The 19291-nt window shown below is 59.9% G+C and carries 15 protein-coding genes and 5 tRNA genes; 9 read left to right on the top strand and 11 right to left on the bottom strand.

The genetic code is table 11. The features are described 5' to 3' along the window. Window positions 1-39: 39 nt before the first annotated feature. The 11 genes from ACW4DH_RS11920 to ACW4DH_RS11870 form a co-directional block, all read right to left on the bottom strand. Window positions 40-1587, bottom strand: coding sequence for a SpoVR family protein (locus ACW4DH_RS11920; RefSeq protein ID WP_459636615.1), 1548 nt, complete (start codon window positions 1585-1587; stop codon window positions 40-42). Window positions 1588-1640: 53 nt separating this feature from the next. Further along, entirely contained in the window at window positions 1641-2921 is a 1281-nt protein-coding gene (locus ACW4DH_RS11915) for a YeaH/YhbH family protein (RefSeq protein WP_459636614.1), read from the bottom strand. Window positions 2922-3063: 142 nt separating this feature from the next. Next, window positions 3064-4986 (bottom strand): PrkA family serine protein kinase, encoded by a 1923-nt coding sequence (locus ACW4DH_RS11910; protein ID WP_459636613.1) that lies wholly within the window; start codon window positions 4984-4986, stop codon window positions 3064-3066. Window positions 4987-5308: 322 nt separating this feature from the next. After that, the gene (locus ACW4DH_RS11905; RefSeq protein WP_459636612.1) at window positions 5309-6358 is read right to left on the bottom strand and encodes a threonine aldolase family protein; all 1050 of its coding nucleotides are present in this window, start codon (window positions 6356-6358) and stop codon (window positions 5309-5311) included. A gap of 164 nt (window positions 6359-6522) precedes the next feature. Further along, window positions 6523-8535, bottom strand: a complete 2013-nt coding sequence (locus tag ACW4DH_RS11900) for an FAD-dependent oxidoreductase (protein WP_459636611.1) — start codon at window positions 8533-8535, stop codon at window positions 6523-6525. Window positions 8536-8756: 221 nt separating this feature from the next. Then, window positions 8757-8833 (bottom strand) — tRNA-Asp (locus ACW4DH_RS11895). A gap of 3 nt (window positions 8834-8836) precedes the next feature. Then, window positions 8837-8912, bottom strand: a tRNA-Val gene (locus tag ACW4DH_RS11890). A 56-nt stretch (window positions 8913-8968) separates the two neighbouring features. Beyond that, window positions 8969-9045, bottom strand: a tRNA-Asp gene (locus tag ACW4DH_RS11885). Window positions 9046-9104: 59 nt separating this feature from the next. Continuing rightward, window positions 9105-9181 (bottom strand) — tRNA-Asp (locus tag ACW4DH_RS11880). A gap of 53 nt (window positions 9182-9234) precedes the next feature. Further along, window positions 9235-9310, bottom strand: a tRNA-Val gene (locus tag ACW4DH_RS11875). Window positions 9311-9387: 77 nt separating this feature from the next. Next, window positions 9388-10104, bottom strand: a complete 717-nt coding sequence (locus ACW4DH_RS11870; RefSeq protein ID WP_459636610.1) for an alpha/beta family hydrolase — start codon at window positions 10102-10104, stop codon at window positions 9388-9390. A 176-nt stretch (window positions 10105-10280) separates the two neighbouring features. Here ACW4DH_RS11870 and ccoN point away from each other — a divergent pair, with 176 nt between their 5' ends. The 9 genes from ccoN to ACW4DH_RS11825 all read left to right on the top strand — a co-directional run bounded on the left by ccoN (window position 10281) and on the right by ACW4DH_RS11825 (window position 19256). Next, window positions 10281-11705 carry a cytochrome-c oxidase, cbb3-type subunit I gene (gene ccoN, locus ACW4DH_RS11865; RefSeq protein WP_459636609.1) on the top strand — a complete coding sequence of 475 codons (1425 nt, stop codon included), beginning with the start codon at window positions 10281-10283 and terminating at the stop codon, window positions 11703-11705. 21 nt (window positions 11706-11726) lie between these two features. Next, window positions 11727-12335, top strand: a complete 609-nt coding sequence (gene ccoO, locus ACW4DH_RS11860) for a cytochrome-c oxidase, cbb3-type subunit II (protein ID WP_459636608.1) — start codon at window positions 11727-11729, stop codon at window positions 12333-12335. Window positions 12336-12338: 3 nt separating this feature from the next. After that, window positions 12339-12557, top strand: a complete 219-nt coding sequence (locus ACW4DH_RS11855) for a cbb3-type cytochrome oxidase subunit 3 (RefSeq protein ID WP_459636607.1) — start codon at window positions 12339-12341, stop codon at window positions 12555-12557. Then, entirely contained in the window at window positions 12554-13477 is a 924-nt protein-coding gene (ccoP, locus tag ACW4DH_RS11850) for a cytochrome-c oxidase, cbb3-type subunit III (RefSeq protein ID WP_459636606.1), read from the top strand. The genes ACW4DH_RS11855 and ccoP overlap by 4 nt, the downstream gene beginning before the upstream one ends. Before the next feature lie 314 nt (window positions 13478-13791). After that, window positions 13792-15222 carry a cytochrome c oxidase accessory protein CcoG gene (gene ccoG / locus ACW4DH_RS11845; protein WP_459636605.1) on the top strand — a complete coding sequence of 477 codons (1431 nt, stop codon included), beginning with the start codon at window positions 13792-13794 and terminating at the stop codon, window positions 15220-15222. 2 nt (window positions 15223-15224) lie between these two features. Further along, the gene (locus tag ACW4DH_RS11840; protein WP_459636604.1) at window positions 15225-15737 is read left to right on the top strand and encodes a FixH family protein; all 513 of its coding nucleotides are present in this window, start codon (window positions 15225-15227) and stop codon (window positions 15735-15737) included. Next, window positions 15737-18220: a heavy metal translocating P-type ATPase gene (locus ACW4DH_RS11835; protein ID WP_459636603.1), complete on the top strand. Its 2484-nt coding sequence runs from the start codon at window positions 15737-15739 to the stop codon at window positions 18218-18220. Before ACW4DH_RS11840 ends, ACW4DH_RS11835 begins: the two co-directional genes overlap by 1 nt. Then, window positions 18217-18480: a cbb3-type cytochrome oxidase assembly protein CcoS gene (ccoS, locus tag ACW4DH_RS11830; RefSeq protein WP_459636602.1), complete on the top strand. Its 264-nt coding sequence runs from the start codon at window positions 18217-18219 to the stop codon at window positions 18478-18480. The genes ACW4DH_RS11835 and ccoS overlap by 4 nt, the downstream gene beginning before the upstream one ends. Next, window positions 18480-19256, top strand: a complete 777-nt coding sequence (locus tag ACW4DH_RS11825) for a sulfite exporter TauE/SafE family protein (RefSeq protein ID WP_459636601.1) — start codon at window positions 18480-18482, stop codon at window positions 19254-19256. Before ccoS ends, ACW4DH_RS11825 begins: the two co-directional genes overlap by 1 nt. The last annotated feature ends 35 nt before the right edge of the window (window positions 19257-19291 follow it).

The following is a 19291-nucleotide window of genomic DNA, read 5'->3' as shown; positions in this document are numbered from 1 at the left end:
TTTCTGTTATCTCTGTACTCCCTCACCGACACCAACCGGCTAGATCCGCTCTTCGTCGGGCAAGGGCCACTGATAGCGCCTTACCACCGCCTCTTCTTCCATCGACTCCAGCCTGACCGTAAATCCCCATAACTGGTGCAGATGGCGCATCACCGGGTAGACGCTCTTGCCCAACGGCCGGCGACGATCCTGGACATGGCGCAGCATCAGGGAACGGTCACCGCGGATATTCGCTTCCCATATCTGGATGTTGGGTTCACGTACCGACAATGCGTACTGAACCGACAGCGCCTCGCGTACCTGCCGATAGCCGCGCTCGTCATGGATAGCCTCGATGGTCAGCATCTCGTCACGATCATCGTCCACCAATGCAAACAACTTCAAGTCACGGATTACCTTGGGTGACAGGAACTGCTGAATGAAGGATTCATCCTTGAAGTTACGCATGGCGAAATGGACCGTCTCCAGCCAATCGCTGCCGGCAATGTCGGGGAACCATTCGCGATCCTCGTCGGTCGGCGCCTGACAGATCCGCTTGATGTCAGAAAACATGGCGAACCCCAGCGTATAGGGGTTGATGCCGCTGTAGTAGGGGCTGTCGAAATCGGGCTGATTGACGACTGCGGTGTGCGACTGGAGAAACTCGAGCATCAACCCCTCGTCGACCAGGCCGTCATCGTACATGCGGTTCATCAGCGTGTAATGCCAGAACGTGGCCCATCCCTCGTTCATGACCTGGGTCTGACGTTGCGGATAGAAATACTGAGCCAGCTTCCTGACGATCCTCACGATTTCCCGCTGCCAGGGTTCCAGCAGCGGCGCGTTCTTTTCAATGAAATACAGCAGGTTCTCCTGAGGCTCGGCGGGATAGCGGCCCCGCCGATGCAGTCCCAGCGGATCGTCCTCGTCATGCCCGGCATCAGGTGCAGCGGACTCCGTCGGCACTGGGATCGTACTCCACAAGGCATTGATCTGGGTCTGCAGATACGCCTCTCGCTCTTGCTGACGGCGCGCCTCCTCTTCGGCCGAAATCGGCGAAGGACGCTTGTAGCGGTCGACCCCGTAGTTCTGTAATGCGTGACAGGCATCCAACAACTGTTCCACGGCGGTCACACCATGGCGCTCCTCGCACTCGGCGACATATTTGCGGGCGAACACCAGATAATCGACGATTGCCGAGGCGTCGGTCCAGGTACGGAACAGGTAATTGCCCTTGAAGAAGGAGTTATGGCCGTAGCAGGCATGCGCCATGACCAGCACCTGCATCATCAGGGTGTTTTCTTCCATCAGATAGGCGATGCATGGATCGGAGTTGATCACCAACTCATACGCCAGTCCCATTTGCCCGCGCCGATAGGCCTGCTCCACGGACAGGAACTGTTTGCCGAAGGACCAGTGGTGATAGCCGACCGGCATGCCCACACTGGCATAGGCGTCCATCATCTGTTCCGAGGTAATGACCTCTATCTGGTTGGGATAGGTATCGAGGCGGTACTCGTCGGCGAGGCGGGCAATCTCGCGCTCGAACTCGGTCAGCACCTCGAAGTTCCAGTCGGAACCGCTGGCAAGCGGTATGCGTTTTGTCATGGACCCTCCTCGAAGGATGCTACTCGCCGGACACACGCCACCCGGCGCTATGCTCAGGCCTGGGCGCGGCTGCGGAAGAGTTCGCGAAAGACCGGATAGACGTCGCCTGCCTGAACGATCTGCTGCATGGCAAAGCGCTCGGGATAGTCGTCCTGCACCGTCTCATACTCCTCCCACAACGCCTGATGGGCATGCGGGGTAATCTCGACATAGGTGTAATACTGCAAGCGCGGCATCAACGACTTGGCCAACAGTTCACGGCAGGTGGTGGAATCGTCATCCCAATTGTCGCCATCCGAGGCTTGCGCCACATACAGATTCCACTGTCCGGGCGGATAACGCTCGGTAATGATGTCATCGATCAGCGTCAGGGCGCTGGATACGATGGTGCCGCCCGTCTCCCGCGAATAGAAGAACTCCTCTTCATCGACCTCCTTGGCGGCGGTGTGATGGCGCACGAATACCAGCTCGACTTTCTCGTAGCTGCGCTCGAGAAACAGATAGAGCAATAGGAAGAAACGCTTGGCGATGTCCTTGTGGGATTGGGTCATGGAACCCGATACATCCATGACGCAAAACATCACGGCCTTGTTCGACGGCTGTGGCTGATTGACCAAGTGGTTGTAACGCAAATCGTAGGTATCGATAAACGGTACCGCCTCCAGGCGGTGCTCGAGGCGTGCAATCTCCGCCTTGAGTTCCGCCACGCGAGAAGGATTTCGCAATACCGGGTCTTTACGCTCCTCGGCCTCCAAAGCCTCCTGCGCCTCGCGCAGTGCGCGACGAATGGGCGCGCGCATGGCGATGCGTCGCGCCTGGGCCTCACGCATCGACCGCACGATATTGATGCGCGCCGGCACGCCGTCGCGCGAGATCCCTGCCCGTACCGGCTTGACTTCTTCGAGGTCGACCAGTTGCTTGCGTTCGAGGTGGGGCAGTTCGAGTCCGTCGAAAACGAAATCCAGAAACTCTTCTCGCGACAGCGTGAAGGCAAATTCATCCATGCCTTCCCCCTGGTTGGAGGCGCTGCCTTCGCCTCCACCCTCACCGCCGCCGCCACCAGGGCGCCGCAACCGATCCCCCTCGACGAACTCCTTGTTTCCTGGGCTGACGATGGTGCGCTGCCCCCCGGGGCCATGCTGAAATACCGGCTCGGAAATGTCCCGTGCCGGAATCGAAACCTTCTCACCGCGCTCCATGTCGGTAATCGAGCGCCGATTGACCGCCTCCTCCACGGAGCGCTTGATGTGGGTGCGATAACGCTGCAGGAAACGTTGACGGTTGACCGCACTCTTGTGCCGGGCATTGGCCCGGCGGTCAATGAAGTAGCTCATGTTGACCTCCGCTGCGCGTTACCTACCAAGACCTCCTGGAGCTGCCGGACGACAACTCCCGAAGCGACACGATCCTCGTATTGCAAATGCCGCGGTCGCGAAACGCGCTCAATTCATGACGGCGCCCAGTCTGGGCTTCGCCTTATTGCGATTTACGTACACGCAGGTACCACTCCGAGAGCAGCCGGACCTGTTTTTCGGTGTAGCCGCGGTCGACCATCCGCGCCACGAAATCTTCATGTTTGCGCTGATCGGCGGTGGAGGCCTTGGCATTGAAGGAGATAACCGGCAGCAGTTCCTCGGTATTGGCGAACATCTTCTTCTCGATCACACCGCGCAGTTTCTCGTAGGACTGCCAGCTGGGATTCATGCCATTGTTTTGAGCTCTGGCACGTAGCACGAAGTTGACCACTTCGTGACGAAAATCCTTGGGATTGGAAATGCCGGCCGGCTTTTCGATCTTTTCCAGCTCCTCGTTGAGAGACTGGCGATTGAACAGCTCGCCGGTTTCCGGGTCGCGATACTCCTGATCCTGAATCCAGAAGTCAGCGTAAGTCACATAGCGGTCGAAAATATTCTGGCCATATTCGGAATAGGATTCGAGATAGGCGGTCTGGATCTCCTTGCCGATGAAATCCACGTAGCGCGGCGCCAGGTACTCCTTGATGTAGCGCAGATAACGCTCGTGAGTTTCCTTGGGCAATTGCTCCTGCTCGAGGCGCTGTTCGAGGACGTAAAGCAGATGCACCGGATTGGCGGCGATCTCATGGGTATCGAAGTTGAAGACCTTGGAAAGGATCTTGAAGGCGAAACGCGTCGACAGGCCATCCATCCCCTCGTCCACGCCCGCCCCGTCGCGGTACTCCTGGATCGACTTGGCCTTGGGGTCGGTATCCTTGAGGTTCTCACCGTCATATACGCGCATCTTTGAGTAGACGCTGGAGTTCTCCGGCTCCTTGAGACGCGAAAGCACCGTGAACTTGGCCAGCATGCGCAGGGTGTCGGGGGCACAAGGCGCCTGATCGAGCGAGGAATGCTCGAGCAGCTTCTGATAAATCTTGATCTCTTCGGAGACTCTCAGGCAGTACGGTACCTTGACGATATATACACGGTCGAGAAACGCCTCGTTGTTGCGATTGTTGCGGAACTGATGCCACTCGGACTCATTGGAGTGGGCCAGCACGATGCCATCGAAAGGAATGGCCCCCATGCCCTCGGTAGGGTTGTAGTTGCCTTCCTGCGTTGCGGTCAGTAGAGGATGCAGCACCTTGATCGGCGCCTTGAACATCTCGACGAACTCCATCAACCCCTGGTTAGCCTTGCACAACCCGCCAGAGAAGCTATAGGCATCGGGATCGTCCTGGGAATAGAGTTCCAATTGACGGATGTCGACCTTGCCCACCAGCGAGGAGATGTCCTGATTGTTTTCATCGCCCGGCTCGGTCTTGGAGATGGCAATCTGATTAAGCCGGGAGGGATACAGGCGCACTACACGAAACTTGGAGATATCGCCGCCATACTCCTTGAGTCGCTTGGCGGCCCAGGGCGACATCACCGCACGCAGATAGCGCTGGGGAATGTGGTACTCCTTTTCGAGCTGCTCGCCATCCTCCTCGGGAGAGAACAGGCCCAGCGGCGACTCGAACATCGGCGAGCCCTTGATGGCATAGAAAGGCACCCGCTCCATGAGCAGCTTCAAACGTTCCGCCAATGAAGACTTGCCGCCCCCCACCGGCCCCAGCAGGTAGAGAATCTGCTTGCGCTCCTCCAGCCCCTGCGCGGCGTGGCGGAAATAGGCCACGATCTGCTCGATGGCCTCCTCCATGCCGTGAAATTCGGAAAATGCCGGATAGCGACGAATGACCTTGTTGGAGAAAATCCGCGACAGACGAGGATCCTTGGCCGTATCGATGACCTCCGGCTCACCGATGGCAGCCAGCATTCGTTCGGACGCCGACGCATAGGCTTTGGGGTCCTTACGACAGAGTTCCAGATATTCCTGAAGACTCATCTCTTCCTGCTGAACCTGTTCATAGCGGTTCTGCACATGTTCGAAGATGCTCATGGAAAGCCTCCTTATCGCGACCACCAGTCGCTGACTAACGTCCGGATTCCGGCTGGTTATGTATCAGAGTAGACGGATGAAGGAAGACTGGCGTAGATGGGCATGGCATTTAAGATTCAACGCAGTGCGTCCCCTCCATGAGTCAGAACGCATCGCGCCGCGATTGTTTCGTTGAAACCCGCCAGGATGTTTCATGCTTTCGTATTGCCACACCGCTGGCGAGCATCACGCTTTCGTACAATGTCAGCTATTCACGAAAGCCGACGCCAGCGACGCGGGAGGAAGGGACGCAAGGAAAGCGCAGGGGTGATGAGGCGGCCAGTCACATGCTGGCCAACGCCTCCCGGATATCCTCCAGCAGCGCATCAAGCAGCTCACGCGTGGTATTCCAGGCACAGACGAAACGTGCGCCGCCCGCACCGATAAAGGTATAGAACGCCCAGCCACGCTGACGAAGAGCCTCGAGCACTTCCACCGGCAGGCTAACGAACACGCTGTTGGCCTGAGCGGGAAACATCAGCTTGGCGCCAGGCAGCGTGGCGAGCCCTTCGGCAAGATAGCGGGCCATGGCGTTGGCATGCGCGGCGTTGGTGAGCCAGGCACCGGTTTCGAGCAACCCCAGCCAGGGTGCGGCAATAAACCGCATCTTCGACGCTAGTTGGCCAGCCTGCTTGCAGCGGTAGGCAAAGTCCTCGGCCAGCTCGCGGTTGAAGAAGATGATCGCCTCGCCCACCGGCAAGCCATTCTTGGTTCCCGAAAAGCACAAGGCATCGACGCCGACCTGCCAGGTCAGCTCGGCCGGCGAGGCGTTGAGAGCCGCGCAGGCATTGGCGAAGCGCGCTCCGTCCATATGCACATGCAAGTCATACTTGTCGGCGGTGGCCCGGATGGCCAACAGCTCTTCGCGTGAATAGACGGTGCCCACTTCGGTCGCCTGGGTAATCGAGACCACCCGGGGCTTGGGATAATGAATGTCGCTACGCCGCGTGACCAGACGCTCGATGCCCTCGGGGGTCAACTTGCCGTCTTCTCCCGAGCAGGTCAGCAGCTTCGCTCCATTGGAAAAGAATTCCGGCCCGCCGCACTCATCGGTTTCGATATGCGCCAGTTCATGGCAGATCACGCTGTGATAGCTCTGGCCCATGGCCGCCAGGGTCAGCGAGTTGGCTGCCGTACCGTTGAAAACGAAGAACACTTCGCAGTCACAATCGAATAGCTCACGGAAACGATCCGCCGCCTTATGAGTCCAGGCATCGTTGCCATACGCCATGTCGTCGCAAGCGTTTGCCTTGAGCAGATAATCGAGCGCCTCGGGACAGATGCCCGAGGTGTTATCGCTGGCCAAGAAGCGGGGAGTACGGTCGAAGGCCATGCTTGGATCCTTGTATGAATGCCGGAAACGGAAGGAGCCACCATGCCGACACCCCAACGGCGGCTATCATTTCCGGTCAGGCAAGGCATGGCGCATGCATTTAGCCTAACACTAGCGCAGCCTAACGGCATCCTGCCCCGATTGAACCAGAGCGCATACTGCGCCTACAGGTCGGCAGCGACTCGAGTGCCCTGACTAATCGCCCGCTTGGCATCCAATTCCGCCGCTTCGTAGGCACCACCGATCACCTGCACATCGATGCCTGCGGATTTCAGCGGCTCGACCAGATCGACCACCGATTCCTGCCCGGCACAGACCACGACGCTGTCCACGCACAGCACGCGCGCCTCGCCGTCGACACTCAGATGCAGCCCGTCGTCATCGATCTTCAGATATTCGCAGCCCACCAGAGTTGTCACGCCACGCTGCTTGAGCGAGGCTCGGTGGACCCAACCGGTGGTCTTGCCCAATCCCTTACCGGGTTTCGACGACTTGCGCTGCAGCAGCGTTACCTCGCGCGGCGTCTCAGGTCGCTGCGGGGGTTTCATTCCGCCGCGCTCGCTGACGGACAGATCCACCCCCCATTCATCGCACCAGGCATGGGCATCCAGGGTGGGATGCCCGGCATGGGTAAGCAACTCCGCCACATCGAAACCGATGCCCCCCGCACCGACGATTGCCACCCGCCGACCGACCCGCTCGGGATGCATGATTGCCAGGGGATAGGCGATCACCTTGGGATGGTCGCTGCCGGGTAGCGAGAGCTCGCGCGGTCTGACACCGCTGGCCAGCACCACGCTGTCAAAGCCTTTCAGCAACTGAACGTCGGCATCGCTATCAAGGCGCAACTCGACGCCTGTCTTGTCGAGCATGACCTTGTAGTAACGCACCGTCTCATCGAACTCCTCCTTGCCGGGAATACGCCGGGCGAAGTTGAACTGACCGCCGATTTCAGCCTGGCGTTCGAAAAGCGTGACCCGATGTCCACGCTGAGCGGCAGTGACCGCGCATGCCAGTCCTGCCGGCCCTGCCCCCACTACCGCAACACGCCGCGGCGCTGCGGTCGGGGCAACCACCAGCTCGGTTTCATGGCAAGCAAGCGGATTGACCAGACAGGAGGTCAGCTTGCCCTGAAAGGTATGATCCAGGCAGGCCTGGTTGCAGGCGATGCAGGTATTGATTTCCTCGCTGCGTCCTTGGGCCGCTTTATAGACCCATTGAGGGTCGGCAAGGAAGGGACGCGCCATCGACACCATATCGGCGTGCCCTTCTGCCAGCACCCTTTCCGCCACCTCGGGCATGTTGATGCGGTTGGTGGTGATCAGTGGCACGTCGAGCTCCGCCTTCAGGCGTCGCGTGACGTCGGTGAACACCGCGCGGGGTACGCTGGTCACGATGGTAGGGATGCGCGCCTCGTGCCAACCGATTCCGGTGTTGATCAGATCGGCTCCGGCCGCCTCAATGGCCTTGCCCAGGGACACGACCTCCTCCCAACTGCTGCCGTCCTCGACCAAGTCGATCATCGACAAACGAAAGATGACCAGAAAATCGGTGCCCAGCGCCTGTCGCACGCGGCTGACGATCTCCACCGCAAAGCGCATGCGGCGCGAGAAATCACCGCCCCACTCATCGTCACGATGGTTGGTACGCGGGCAGATGAACTGGTTGATCAGATAGCCCTCCGAGCCCATGATCTCGACACCGTCGTAACCCGCCTCCCGAGCCAGCCGGGCACAGTTCACGTAGTCCTCGATCTGCTGCTCGACTTCATGTGTCGACAACGCACGCGGCATGAAAGGATTGATGGGGGCCTGAAGCGCAGTCGGCGCCACCAGATCAGGAGAGTAGGCGTAGCGGCCGGCATGGAGTATCTGCATGCAGATCCGGCCCCCCTCGGCATGCACGGCCGCGGTGACTTGCCGATGCAGTCGACTCTCTTCGAGCGTAGTCAGCTTGGCGGCGCTCTGAAACACTGCGCCTTCGGGGTTCGGCGCAATCCCGCCGGTCACGATCAGTCCCACCCCTGACTTTGCTCGTTCGCCATAAAAGGCCGCCAACCTGGCGAACCCATTAGGAGCCTCTTCGAGATTGGTATGCATCGAGCCCATGAGGACACGATTCTTGAGCGTCAGGGAACCGAGCTCGAGCGGTCGGAACAAGTGCGGATAATGGGTCACGGTCAGGGCCTCGCTTGGACGCGATTCAAACAACTGTATGACATTGTAGCGAAGGGCAGCCAATACACAATCTCGACCAAGGGCGCAGCTGGACGGGAATGAGCGGAAAGACGGGACAAAACCAGTGGGAAGAAGCGCTCGAATGCAGCGCTCAGGCGGGGGGCCTAAAACGACAAAACCCCGAGATATCGTATCTCGAGGTTAATATCCGTTAACTGAAATGGCGGAGCGGACGGGACTCGAACCCGCGACCTCCGGCGTGACAGGCCGGCATTCTAACCGACTGAACTACCGCTCCGCATGGTGGGTGGTACTGGGCTCGAACCAGTGACCCCCAGCTTGTAAGGCTGGTGCTCTTCCAACTGAGCTAACCACCCACATCAGTCATACTTCAACGGCAAATTCAATCATCAAGTGCCGTTCTGCAGGATAATGGCGGAGCGGACGGGACTCGAACCCGCGACCTCCGGCGTGACAGGCCGGCATTCTAACCGACTGAACTACCGCTCCATCAATAACGCCTTGGCTGCATGTACAACCGTGACGCTTTCCTGCTGCTTTCATGAAAATGGCGGAGCGGACGGGACTCGAACCCGCGACCTCCGGCGTGACAGGCCGGCATTCTAACCGACTGAACTACCGCTCCGCATATTCACTACGTGTTTCCAGGCCATGCGATTCGGTTGCTCGAATGCGACATGGTGGGTGGTACTGGGCTCGAACCAGTGACCCCCAGCTTGTAAGGCTGGTGCTCTTCCAACTGAGCTAACCACCCCTGGTCACGTGGCGCTGCATTCTACAGAGCTTCGAATGAAAGTCAACAGCTTTTCTTGGCTGCATTTCTTATCGCTTTCATCGACTTGCACGCATCCAAGCCGCCACGCCGACTGCCGCCTCCTTGATCAGAGCCTCCTGGGTGAGGCCGGCACTTTTGCGCGGTTTCCAATCATGATCACCGTCTTCAAGAAAGTGAACCGTTACGCTGCGGGGCAAATCATACCCAGCCACCTCTTGGCGGTTGCCGAATGGATCTCGCGTTCCCTGCATTACCAGCGTCGGACACTGCAGCAAAGGCCAATGCGACAGGCGCGTGGCATCGGGCTTGCCCGGCGGATGAAAAGGATAACCGCACAAGACCAGGCCCTGCGCTCCATCGCGTGCCGCCAAGAGACTGGCGGCACGTCCACCCATCGATTTCCCACCCATGTACACGTCGGGAAAAGCCGGATGCATCACTATGTCGCGCCATTGAGCCGTTTCTTCAACCAGGCGGTCGATTTTAGGCGGCGGAAAGCGTCGAGACTCCCGCTGCATTCGCTGCATGTAGCGAAATTCGAAGGCCAGCGTCTGCACTCCCTCCTGCGCCAACGACTCGCAAAAGTTCTGCATGAAAGCCGAGTGCTGCCCAGCCCCGGCCCCGTGTGCCATCAGTAAGCGGCCGGCATGCGCTCCACCACGTATTTCCAGCGTTCCCATGTTCTCGACATGCAGACGACGATGGCCATCACCTGCAAAAAATTCGCCTAACTGATCAGGACTGATTTTTGGGTATTCATCGCCATGAAACATTGTGGTTGACTTCCATCCTTTAGTTGGAACAGCCCAGGTTTGCTTATTCAGGTTACCCCTTGGCTGCGCTAGTATTCGAGGCCTGCATTTTGACCTGCGTCATCATGCGAGCGGTAGGCTTAAGGCACACTGCCGCCTGGGACTTCCCCCAACACCGCGTTCGATGGGAACCTAAGATGAGTACAGCATTTGAACACCCGACCTACAATTACAAGGTAGTTCGGCAGTTCGCGATCATGACTGTGGTATGGGGCATCGTGGGCATGGGCCTGGGTGTGTTCATTGCCGCACAGCTAGTCTGGCCGGAACTGAACTTTGGCTTGCCCTGGACAAGCTTTGGGCGCCTGCGTCCGCTGCACACCAATGCCGTGATCTTCGCTTTCGGAGGCTCGGCCCTGATCGGCACGTCGCTGTATGTCGTACAGCGCACCTGCCAGACGCGGCTATGCTCCGACAAACTGGCCGCGTTCGTCTTCTGGGGCTGGCAAACGGTGATCGTTCTGGCGGCCATCACGCTGCCCCTGGGGTTCACCACCTCCAAGGAATATGCCGAGCTGGAATGGCCGATCGATATCCTGATCGCTGTAGTCTGGATCGTTTACGCCATTGTCTTCCTGGGAACCATAAAACAACGCAAGACCTCGCATATCTATGTGGCCAACTGGTTCTATGCGGCGTTCATTCTGACCATCGCGGTGTTGCACATCGTCAATTCGGCAGAGGTGCCGGTCAGCGCCCTCAAGTCCTACTCGGCCTATGCCGGCGCCATCGACGCCATGGCGCAGTGGTGGTATGGCCACAACGCCGTTGGCTTCCTGTTGACCGCCGGTTTTCTGGGCATGATGTACTACTTCGTGCCCAAGCAGGCCGAGCGTCCGATCTACTCTTATCGTCTATCCATCGTCCACTTCTGGGCATTGATCACGACTTACATGTGGGCGGGGGCGCACCACCTGCACTACACCGCACTGCCCGACTGGGCCCAGTCCCTTGGCATGATCATGTCGATCATTCTACTGGCTCCGAGCTGGGGCGGCATGATCAACGGCATGATGACGCTGTCCGGCGCCTGGCATAAGCTGCGCACCGATCCGACCCTGCGCTTTCTGGTCGTGGCCCTGTCCTTCTACGGCATGTCGACCTTCGAAGGCCCGATGATGGCGATCAAGACCGTCAATGCTCTGTCGCACTACACCGACTGGACCATCGGCCACGTGCATGCCGGTGCGCTGGGCTGGGTGGCCATGATCACTATCGGCTCCATGTACCACCTGATACCACGCTTGTTCGGCCGCACCGAGATGCATTCCATCCGGCTGATCGCCGTGCACTTCTGGCTGGCGACCATCGGCACCGTGCTCTACATCTCCGCCATGTGGGTCAATGGCATCCTGCAAGGCCTGATGTGGCGCGCAGTGAACGCCGACGGCACGCTGATGTACACCTTCATCGAAGCGCTTGAAGCCAGCCATCCGGGATACATCGTGCGCTGGCTCGGCGGCTGCTTCTTCCTGTTAGGCATGTTGCTGATGGCGCTCAATGTCTACATGACCGTGAAGCGCGGCGAAGAAGCTTACAAGCCGGTCCCGCAGACCGCCTGATCACCAGGGAACCTGACTCCGATGAGACACGAGATTGTCGAGAAGAACGTAGGCCTGCTTGCCGTGCTGATTCTGGTTGTGATCAGTTTCGGAGGGTTGGCCGAGATCGTGCCGCTGTTCTTCCAGAAAGAAACCACACAGCCAGTCGAGGGATTGCGTCCTCTGACGGCACTGGAGCTCGAAGGGCGCGATATCTATATCCGTGAGGGCTGTGTGGGCTGCCATTCACAAATGATTCGTCCCTTCCGCTCCGAAACCGAACGATATGGTCACTACAGCGTGGCCGGGGAATCCGTCTACAACCACCCCTTCCTGTGGGGCTCCAAGCGCACCGGACCGGACCTGGCACGTGTCGGTGGACGCTACAGCGATGACTGGCACCGCGCACACCTATACAACCCGCGTGACGTCGTTCCCGAGTCCAAGATGCCCAACTACCCTTGGCTGTTCGAGAACACGCTGGATGGACAGGACACTCCGGACAAGATGCGTGCGCTGAAAAGCCTGGGCGTTCCTTACACCGAGGAAGACATCGCCGGCGCGACCCGTGCCGTGCGCGGCCAGCAAGAAATCACCGCCGTCGTCGCCTATCTCCAGCAGTTGGGTACCGTGCTCAAGGACACCCGCTAAGCCATGGATATCGGAACCTTTCGAGGTATTACGACCCTGCTGATCCTGATCGCCTTTCTCGGGGTAGTGTGGTGGGCCTACTCGAAGCGTCGCAAGAAGGACTTCGACGAAGCGAGCCAATTGCCGTTCGCCGATGAAGATCTGCCTGACCATGAGAGTGATGCTGCGGATTCGAAAAACAGCACTATTTCCCGACCTGACAGGGGAGACAAGAACACATGAGTAACCTTTGGGGTGATTCCCTCTCCAGCTTCTGGAGCACCTGGATCATTGTCATCACTCTGGGCACGATCGTCTTCTGCTGGTGGGTGCTGTTCGCCAACCGCAAGACCAGCAAGCAGCCCAACGCGCATGGTGAAGTCGAAACTACCGGGCACAGCGCCGATGGCATCGACGAATACGACAATCCATTGCCGCGCTGGTGGTTCCTGCTGTTCATCGGCACTATCGTGTTTGCCGTGGGCTATCTGTTGCTGTTCCCGGGACTGGGCAACTATAAGGGATTGCTGGGCTGGACACAGGAGAAGCAGTGGCAGGGAGAGATCAACTATGCGCAGGAGCAGTACGCGCCGATCTTTGCTAAGTATGATGAGGTCCCGATTCCCGAGCTGGCTCAAAACGGCGAGGCCATGCGGGTCGCCGAACGCATCTACCTCAACAATTGTGCGGTGTGCCACGGCTCCAACGCCCAGGGCGGCTACGGCTTCCCCGATCATACCGACAATGACTGGCTGTACGGTGGCACACCAGAAGCCATCACGGTCAGCATCGCCGAGGGGCGTAATGGTCTGATGCCCTCCTGGCAGCAGTTGGGCGAAGAAAATCTACGCAACGTGGCCAACTATGTACTGAGCCTTTCCGGTGAAGATCACGATGCAGAACGAGCCAGCCAGGGCGAAGCGATCTTCACCTCGGCCTGCGTGGCCTGTCATGGCGCCGACGCCAAGGGTAACCCCAATATCGGTTCCGCCGACCTGACCGACACCGTTTGGCTCTATCGCCGTCCCGACCAGAGCACGATGGATTCGGTCATGGAAACCCTGCGCAATGGTCGTAACGGACACATGCCGGCCCAGGCCTCCTATATCGGCGAAGACAAGGTTCATCTGGTCTCGGCCTACGTTTACAGCCTGTCCAACTAATGAGGTTCGGGTGCGGCCTGGCGTCGCACCTTTCTCTTCTGTACCGCTATCGCAGATATAATATGTTTCGGCTTCCGGCCTTGCTTCATGGATTTTCCCACCAGGACGTGGCACCCAGTTTAGTTTCAGCATTGCAGCGCTTATTTACCCGGCAACTACCTCTCCGGCGTTATATCTCGGCCCCTCTTGATGAGGATCGCAACCCTGACCAGGCATAACTTGCGGCTTTTGACCGACCTGTCTTGCCGAGAGAGCTTCATCATCCGGGGCCCGGCAAAGATATCCGGGTAAATGACATTATTGGTGGCCCAACGATGAACAAGATTCCGCTTCGGGACGTGACCCCGAACTCCGCCGTAGGCACCCACGATCCCGCTCAGACGACGCAAGCGATGTATGCCCAGCGCCGTCACCTCTATGTGCGCCAGATTCAAGGTTTCTTTCAACACATTCGCCGCTACGCCAACTGGGCGTTGATGGCGCTGTACTTCGGCGTTGTCTGGCTGCAGTGGGATGACCGCCAGGCCGTGTGGTTCGACCTGCCCTCGCGACAGTTTCACTTCTTCGGCGCCACTTTTTATCCACAGGACTTCATGCTGTTGACGTGGCTGCTGATCATCTGCGCTTTCGGCCTATTCCTGATCACGGTATTTGCCGGCCGTGTATGGTGCGGTTACACCTGCCCGCAAAGCGTCTGGACATGGCTGTATATCTGGGCCGAACACGTCACCGAAGGCTCGCGCAACAAGCGCATGAAGCTCGACAAACAGCCCATGACCGCCGACAAGGCAATGCGCAAGAGTGCCAAGCATGCGCTGTGGCTGAGCATTGCTTTCCTCACCGGTCTGACCTTCGTTGGCTACTTCACTCCGATACGCGATCTGGTCGTCGACTTCTTTACACTGAGCGTGAGTGGCTGGGCGCTGTTCTGGGTGGGTTTCTTCACCGTGTTCACCTATCTCAACGCGGGTTGGCTACGTGAGCAGGTGTGTATCTACATGTGCCCCTACGCCCGCTTCCAGGCGGTAATGTTCGACAAGGACACCCTGATCGTGTCCTACGATGAAGCGCGCGGTGAGGCGCGCGGTGCGCGCAAAAGGAATGCCGACCCACGTGCCCAGGGGCTGGGGGACTGCATCGACTGCGGCCTCTGCGTTCAAGTCTGCCCCACCGGTATCGATATCCGCGACGGCCTGCAGTACGAATGCATTACCTGTGCCGCCTGCGTCGATGCCTGCGACAGTGTCATGGACAAGATGAACTATCCGCGCGGCCTGATCCGCTACACGACGGAGCATGCCCTGCATGGCGGCAAGACGCATATCCTGCGTCCACGCCTGATCGCCTACCTGGTCGCCTTGATCGCCATGATCGGGGTGTTTGTCTATACCGTCAGTGACCGTATGCCACTCGATGTCGATGTCGACCGTGACCGTAACCAGCTCTTCAGCGTGACACAAGGTGGCGCTATCACCAACGCTTATACCTTGAGCATCCGCAATCTGGACAACCAGCCTCACCAATACCGGATCTCGGCCCAAGGCATCGAAGGTCTGCATCTGACCGGCAATGACACGCTCACCGTCGCGGCCAGTTCCAGCCGTACCCTACCGATCCAGCTCGCCGCTCCGACGGATTCCATTACGGCCCCCAGCGAGGCCATCACGATCCGCGTCGCGGCTCAAGACGACTCGGCCATCACTCTGACCAAGGAAGCTCGCTTCCTGGGGCAGACTCGGAGATGAACATGACGCCTCCACGTCCTTGGTACAAAGAATTCTGGCCCTGGTTTCTGCTCGCGATTCTGGCGGCGTCCGTCGCCATGGGCACCACCTTTCTGGTGCTGTCGATTACCAGCTTCGATGGAATGGTCGAGGACAACTACTACAAGAAAGGCCTGGCCATCAATGAAATCCTCGATCAAGAGCAGCATGCCGCCGAGCTGAACATGGCCGCGGCTCTGAACATCGACGACCTTACCGGCGACATCACCGTCGAGTTGCAGGGCGACTCGCGCCCCGAGCAACTGCAGCTGAATCTGATATTCCCGGCACAGGGCAGACAGGATCAGAGCATTCTGCTGCAGCGCGTACGCGACGGACACTACGTGGGCCAGATTCCCCGGCAGTTGGAGTACCGCTGGTATGTACAATTGCAGCCGGTGGCGCAGGATGGCCCTCCCGAATGGCGGTTGAACGGTGAGGCTCACTTTCCCCTGGAGACGGCGATGCACCTGAGGGCAGCGGGTATCGACACGTAATGGTTCAGGACGCACTCAAGACCGCCGCCGATGCCAGCGAGACGGGGAAGGCCTGTTATCACTGCGGCGCACCGGTAGCTGCCGGTGCGGCTTGGTACATTCAACTGGACGAGCAGCGCTACCCGCTGTGCTGTCCGGGTTGCGAAGCGGTCGCCCACGCCATCGTCGATGGCGGCCTGGAGAGCTATTACCGCTTTCGTACCGAGTTGCCGGAGCGTCCCGATGACCGTCAGGCCGCGAAGGCCGAAACCTGGGCCGTTTTCGACGATCCCAGCCTGCAGCGGGAATTCGTTCATGCCGAAGATGAGACAGGCCGAGTCAATGCCACACTGGCGGTCGATGGCATTACCTGCGCCGCCTGCGCCTGGCTGATCGAACATCGTCTCAATGCACTCGACGGTATCCACTCCAGTGCCGTCAACTTGAGCCATCACCGTGTCCGGGTCGCCTGGGACCCGCAGCGCCTGAAATTTTCACGTATCCTCGCCGAGCTATCCGCCATCGGCTATCCCTCGCAACCCTACGAGCCCGACCTCGCCCAGCAGAAGCTGCAACGCGAGGAGCGTCAGGCCGTGCGCCGCCTGATCGTCGCCGCCATCGGCATGATGCAGGTGATGATGTTCTCGATTCCGCTATATGTCTCCGCACCGGAGGACATCAGCGAAAACTTCACCTTGCTGTTCCACTGGCTGTCGTTCGCTCTGACGACGCCGGTGGTACTGTTTTCCGCGGTACCTTTCTTCAAGAATGCCCTGCGCGACGTTCGCACCCGTCAGTTGGGCATGGACGTGCCGGTGTCCATCGCCATCCTCGGCGCTTACGTCGCCAGTACCTATGCGGTGCTGATCGGCGCAGACGATGTCTATTTCGACTCGGTGGCCATGTTCACCTTCTTCCTGCTGTTCGGCCGCTACATTGAAATGCGCGCGCGGCGGCGCAACGGCCACATCGGCAATGCCCTGTCGAGCCTGCTGCCCTCCAGTGCGGTACGTCTCGATGAGCAGGACCACGAACAGATCCTGCCGGCCAGCGCGCTCGTCGTCGGCGATCGTGTCCTGGTGCGCCCGGGGCAGAGCGTACCGGCGGACGGCGTCGTCGAATCCGGCCGCTCGAGCCTCGACGAGTCGATGCTGACCGGCGAATACCTGCCCGTGGTCCGTCAGGTCGGCGATAGCGTCACCGGCAGCAGCCTCAACGTCGAAAGTCCGCTGGTGGTGCGCGTCACGCATACCGGACGCGATGCCCGCGTTTCCGGCATTCTCGATCTCACCGACCGGGCCTTCGCCAGCCGGCCCAAGATCGCCGAGATGGCATCACGCATGGCGCACCACTTCGTGCTGCGGCTGCTAATCGTCACGCTCGGCGTGGCCATCGCCTGGGCCTTCATCGATCCTTCCCGCGTGCTGTGGGTCACCTTGTCGGTGCTGGTCGTCACCTGCCCCTGCGCCCTGGCTCTGGCCACGCCAACCGCGCTGACCGCCAGCCACGGCCAACTGCGTCGGCGGGGAGTATTGGTCACCCGTGCCCATGCGATCGAAACGCTGACCCAAGCGACCCGCGTCATCTTCGACAAGACCGGGACCCTGACGACCGGACGCATGAGGCTGCGCAACAGTCGTGTGGTTTCGCCCGTGCTGACAACGTCGCAATGCCGCGCATTGGCCGCCGCCCTCGAGGCACACTCGGAACATCCCATCGCGCGGGCATTTCGTGAATACCGTCTCTCCGAGGTCCGCGCGCATCAAGTGACCAGCATTCCCGGCCAAGGACTCGAAGGGGAGATCGACGGCGCACGCTACCGGCTCGGGCGCCCCGACTTCGCCGTTTCCAGTTCACCGCCTACCGCGCCGGTTGCCGGACAGTGGTTGCTGCTCGCCCGCGACAATGTTCCGCTGGCCTGGTTCGAGCTTGCCGACACCGTCCGCGAGGATGCCCGCGTCACGGTCAGCGCCCTACAGGCCGCCGGGCTCAAGGTGGAATTGCTTTCCGGCGACAGTTCCAGCGCCGTGGCCACCCTGGCCGATGACCTGGCGGTGGACGAGTGGACTGCCGGAGCCAGTCCCGAAGACAAACTGGCCCGGATCAGGGCGCTACAAGCGGCGAACGAGATCGTTATTATGGTCGGGGATGGTATCAATGACGTTCCGGTCCTCGCCGGTGCCGACGTTTCGATCGCCATGAACGGTGCCACCGACCTGGCGCGCACCAGTGCCGATGCCGTGTTGATGAGCCCTCGTCTGTGGCGTATCGTCGAGGCCATCATCCTGGCCCGCATGACACGGCGCCTGATCCGGCAGAACCTGGTCTGGGCATTGATCTACAATCTTTGTGCCCTGCCCCTGGCGGCCATCGGCTGGGTACCGCCCTGGGCGGCGGCGCTGGGAATGTCCATCAGTTCGTTGATCGTGATCGGCAATGCCCTGCGCCTCAATCGCGTACGGATGCCCTCGCCAGAGGCGTCTTCCCTGGAGCCGGCTTCATGAATATTCTCTTCCTGCTGATCCCCCTGTCTTTGGTACTGCTCGGCTTTGCTGTCTGGGCCTTTTTCTGGGCAGTGAAGTCGGGACAGTTCGATGATCTGGAAGGCCCGGCGCATCGCATCCTGTTCGACGAGGATGAAAACGACCTGACACCGGAACAACGTCGGCGCCGGGCGGCCCAGCGCACGACGCCTGCCGAGAAAGACGCTTCCCCGGCGTGCGCTTCGCGCGGCCGGGCGTCCCGCGATACGGACACGCATTGATGGACCCTACCGGCCTTGCGCTACCTCCGCTGGCGGCGGCCTTCGTCTTCGGCCTTTTCGGCGGGGCGCACTGCATCGGCATGTGCGGCGGTATCATGAGCGCACTGACCTTTGCCGTACCGCCCAGCATGCGCCACCCGGCACGTCTTACCGGACTGTTGCTGGGCTATAACCTGGGGCGCATCTTCAGCTATATGCTGGCCGGCACGCTGGTGGCATTGCTGGGCAGTCTGCTCGGCCATGCCATGGATACCCTCGCGCTGGCGCTACGCGTGCTGGCGGCCGTCATGCTGATTCTGATGGCACTCTACATCGCCAATTGGTGGAAAGGGCTGACGCGTATCGAGGCTCTGGGGCGGCACTTGTGGCGACGTATCGAACCGGCCGGACGCCGGCTGATGCCGGTCGTGAAAGTCCCCCAGGCCATGGCGCTGGGCGCTATCTGGGGCTGGCTACCCTGCGGGCTGGTGTATTCGATGCTCGCCTGGAGCTTGGCCGAAGCGGACCCATTGCTCGCCGCGGCCCTGATGGGCGCCTTTGGCCTGGGGACCCTGCCCGCGCTACTCGCCACCGGTGTCGCCGCACGTCAGATGGCCACGCTGATCCGACATCCCGCCACTCGTACCCTGGCGGCGAGCGTGATCATCCTGTTCGCGATGTGGCAGCTCTGGCATCTCTGGCCGGGCGGAATGTCGCATAGCATGACCAACTCCGCCATGCACGATGCCGCCGCTATTGGCACGCTTCACAAGAGTCAGCACTTACCCATGCATTGATGCAGGTCAGCCATTCGCGCCAGGCGGTGGCATAG

This window comes from Halomonas sp. WWR20 (assembly GCF_054602495.1).
Note: the sequence above shows the minus strand (reverse complement) of the source record. Positions and strands in the feature narration are given on the sequence as shown.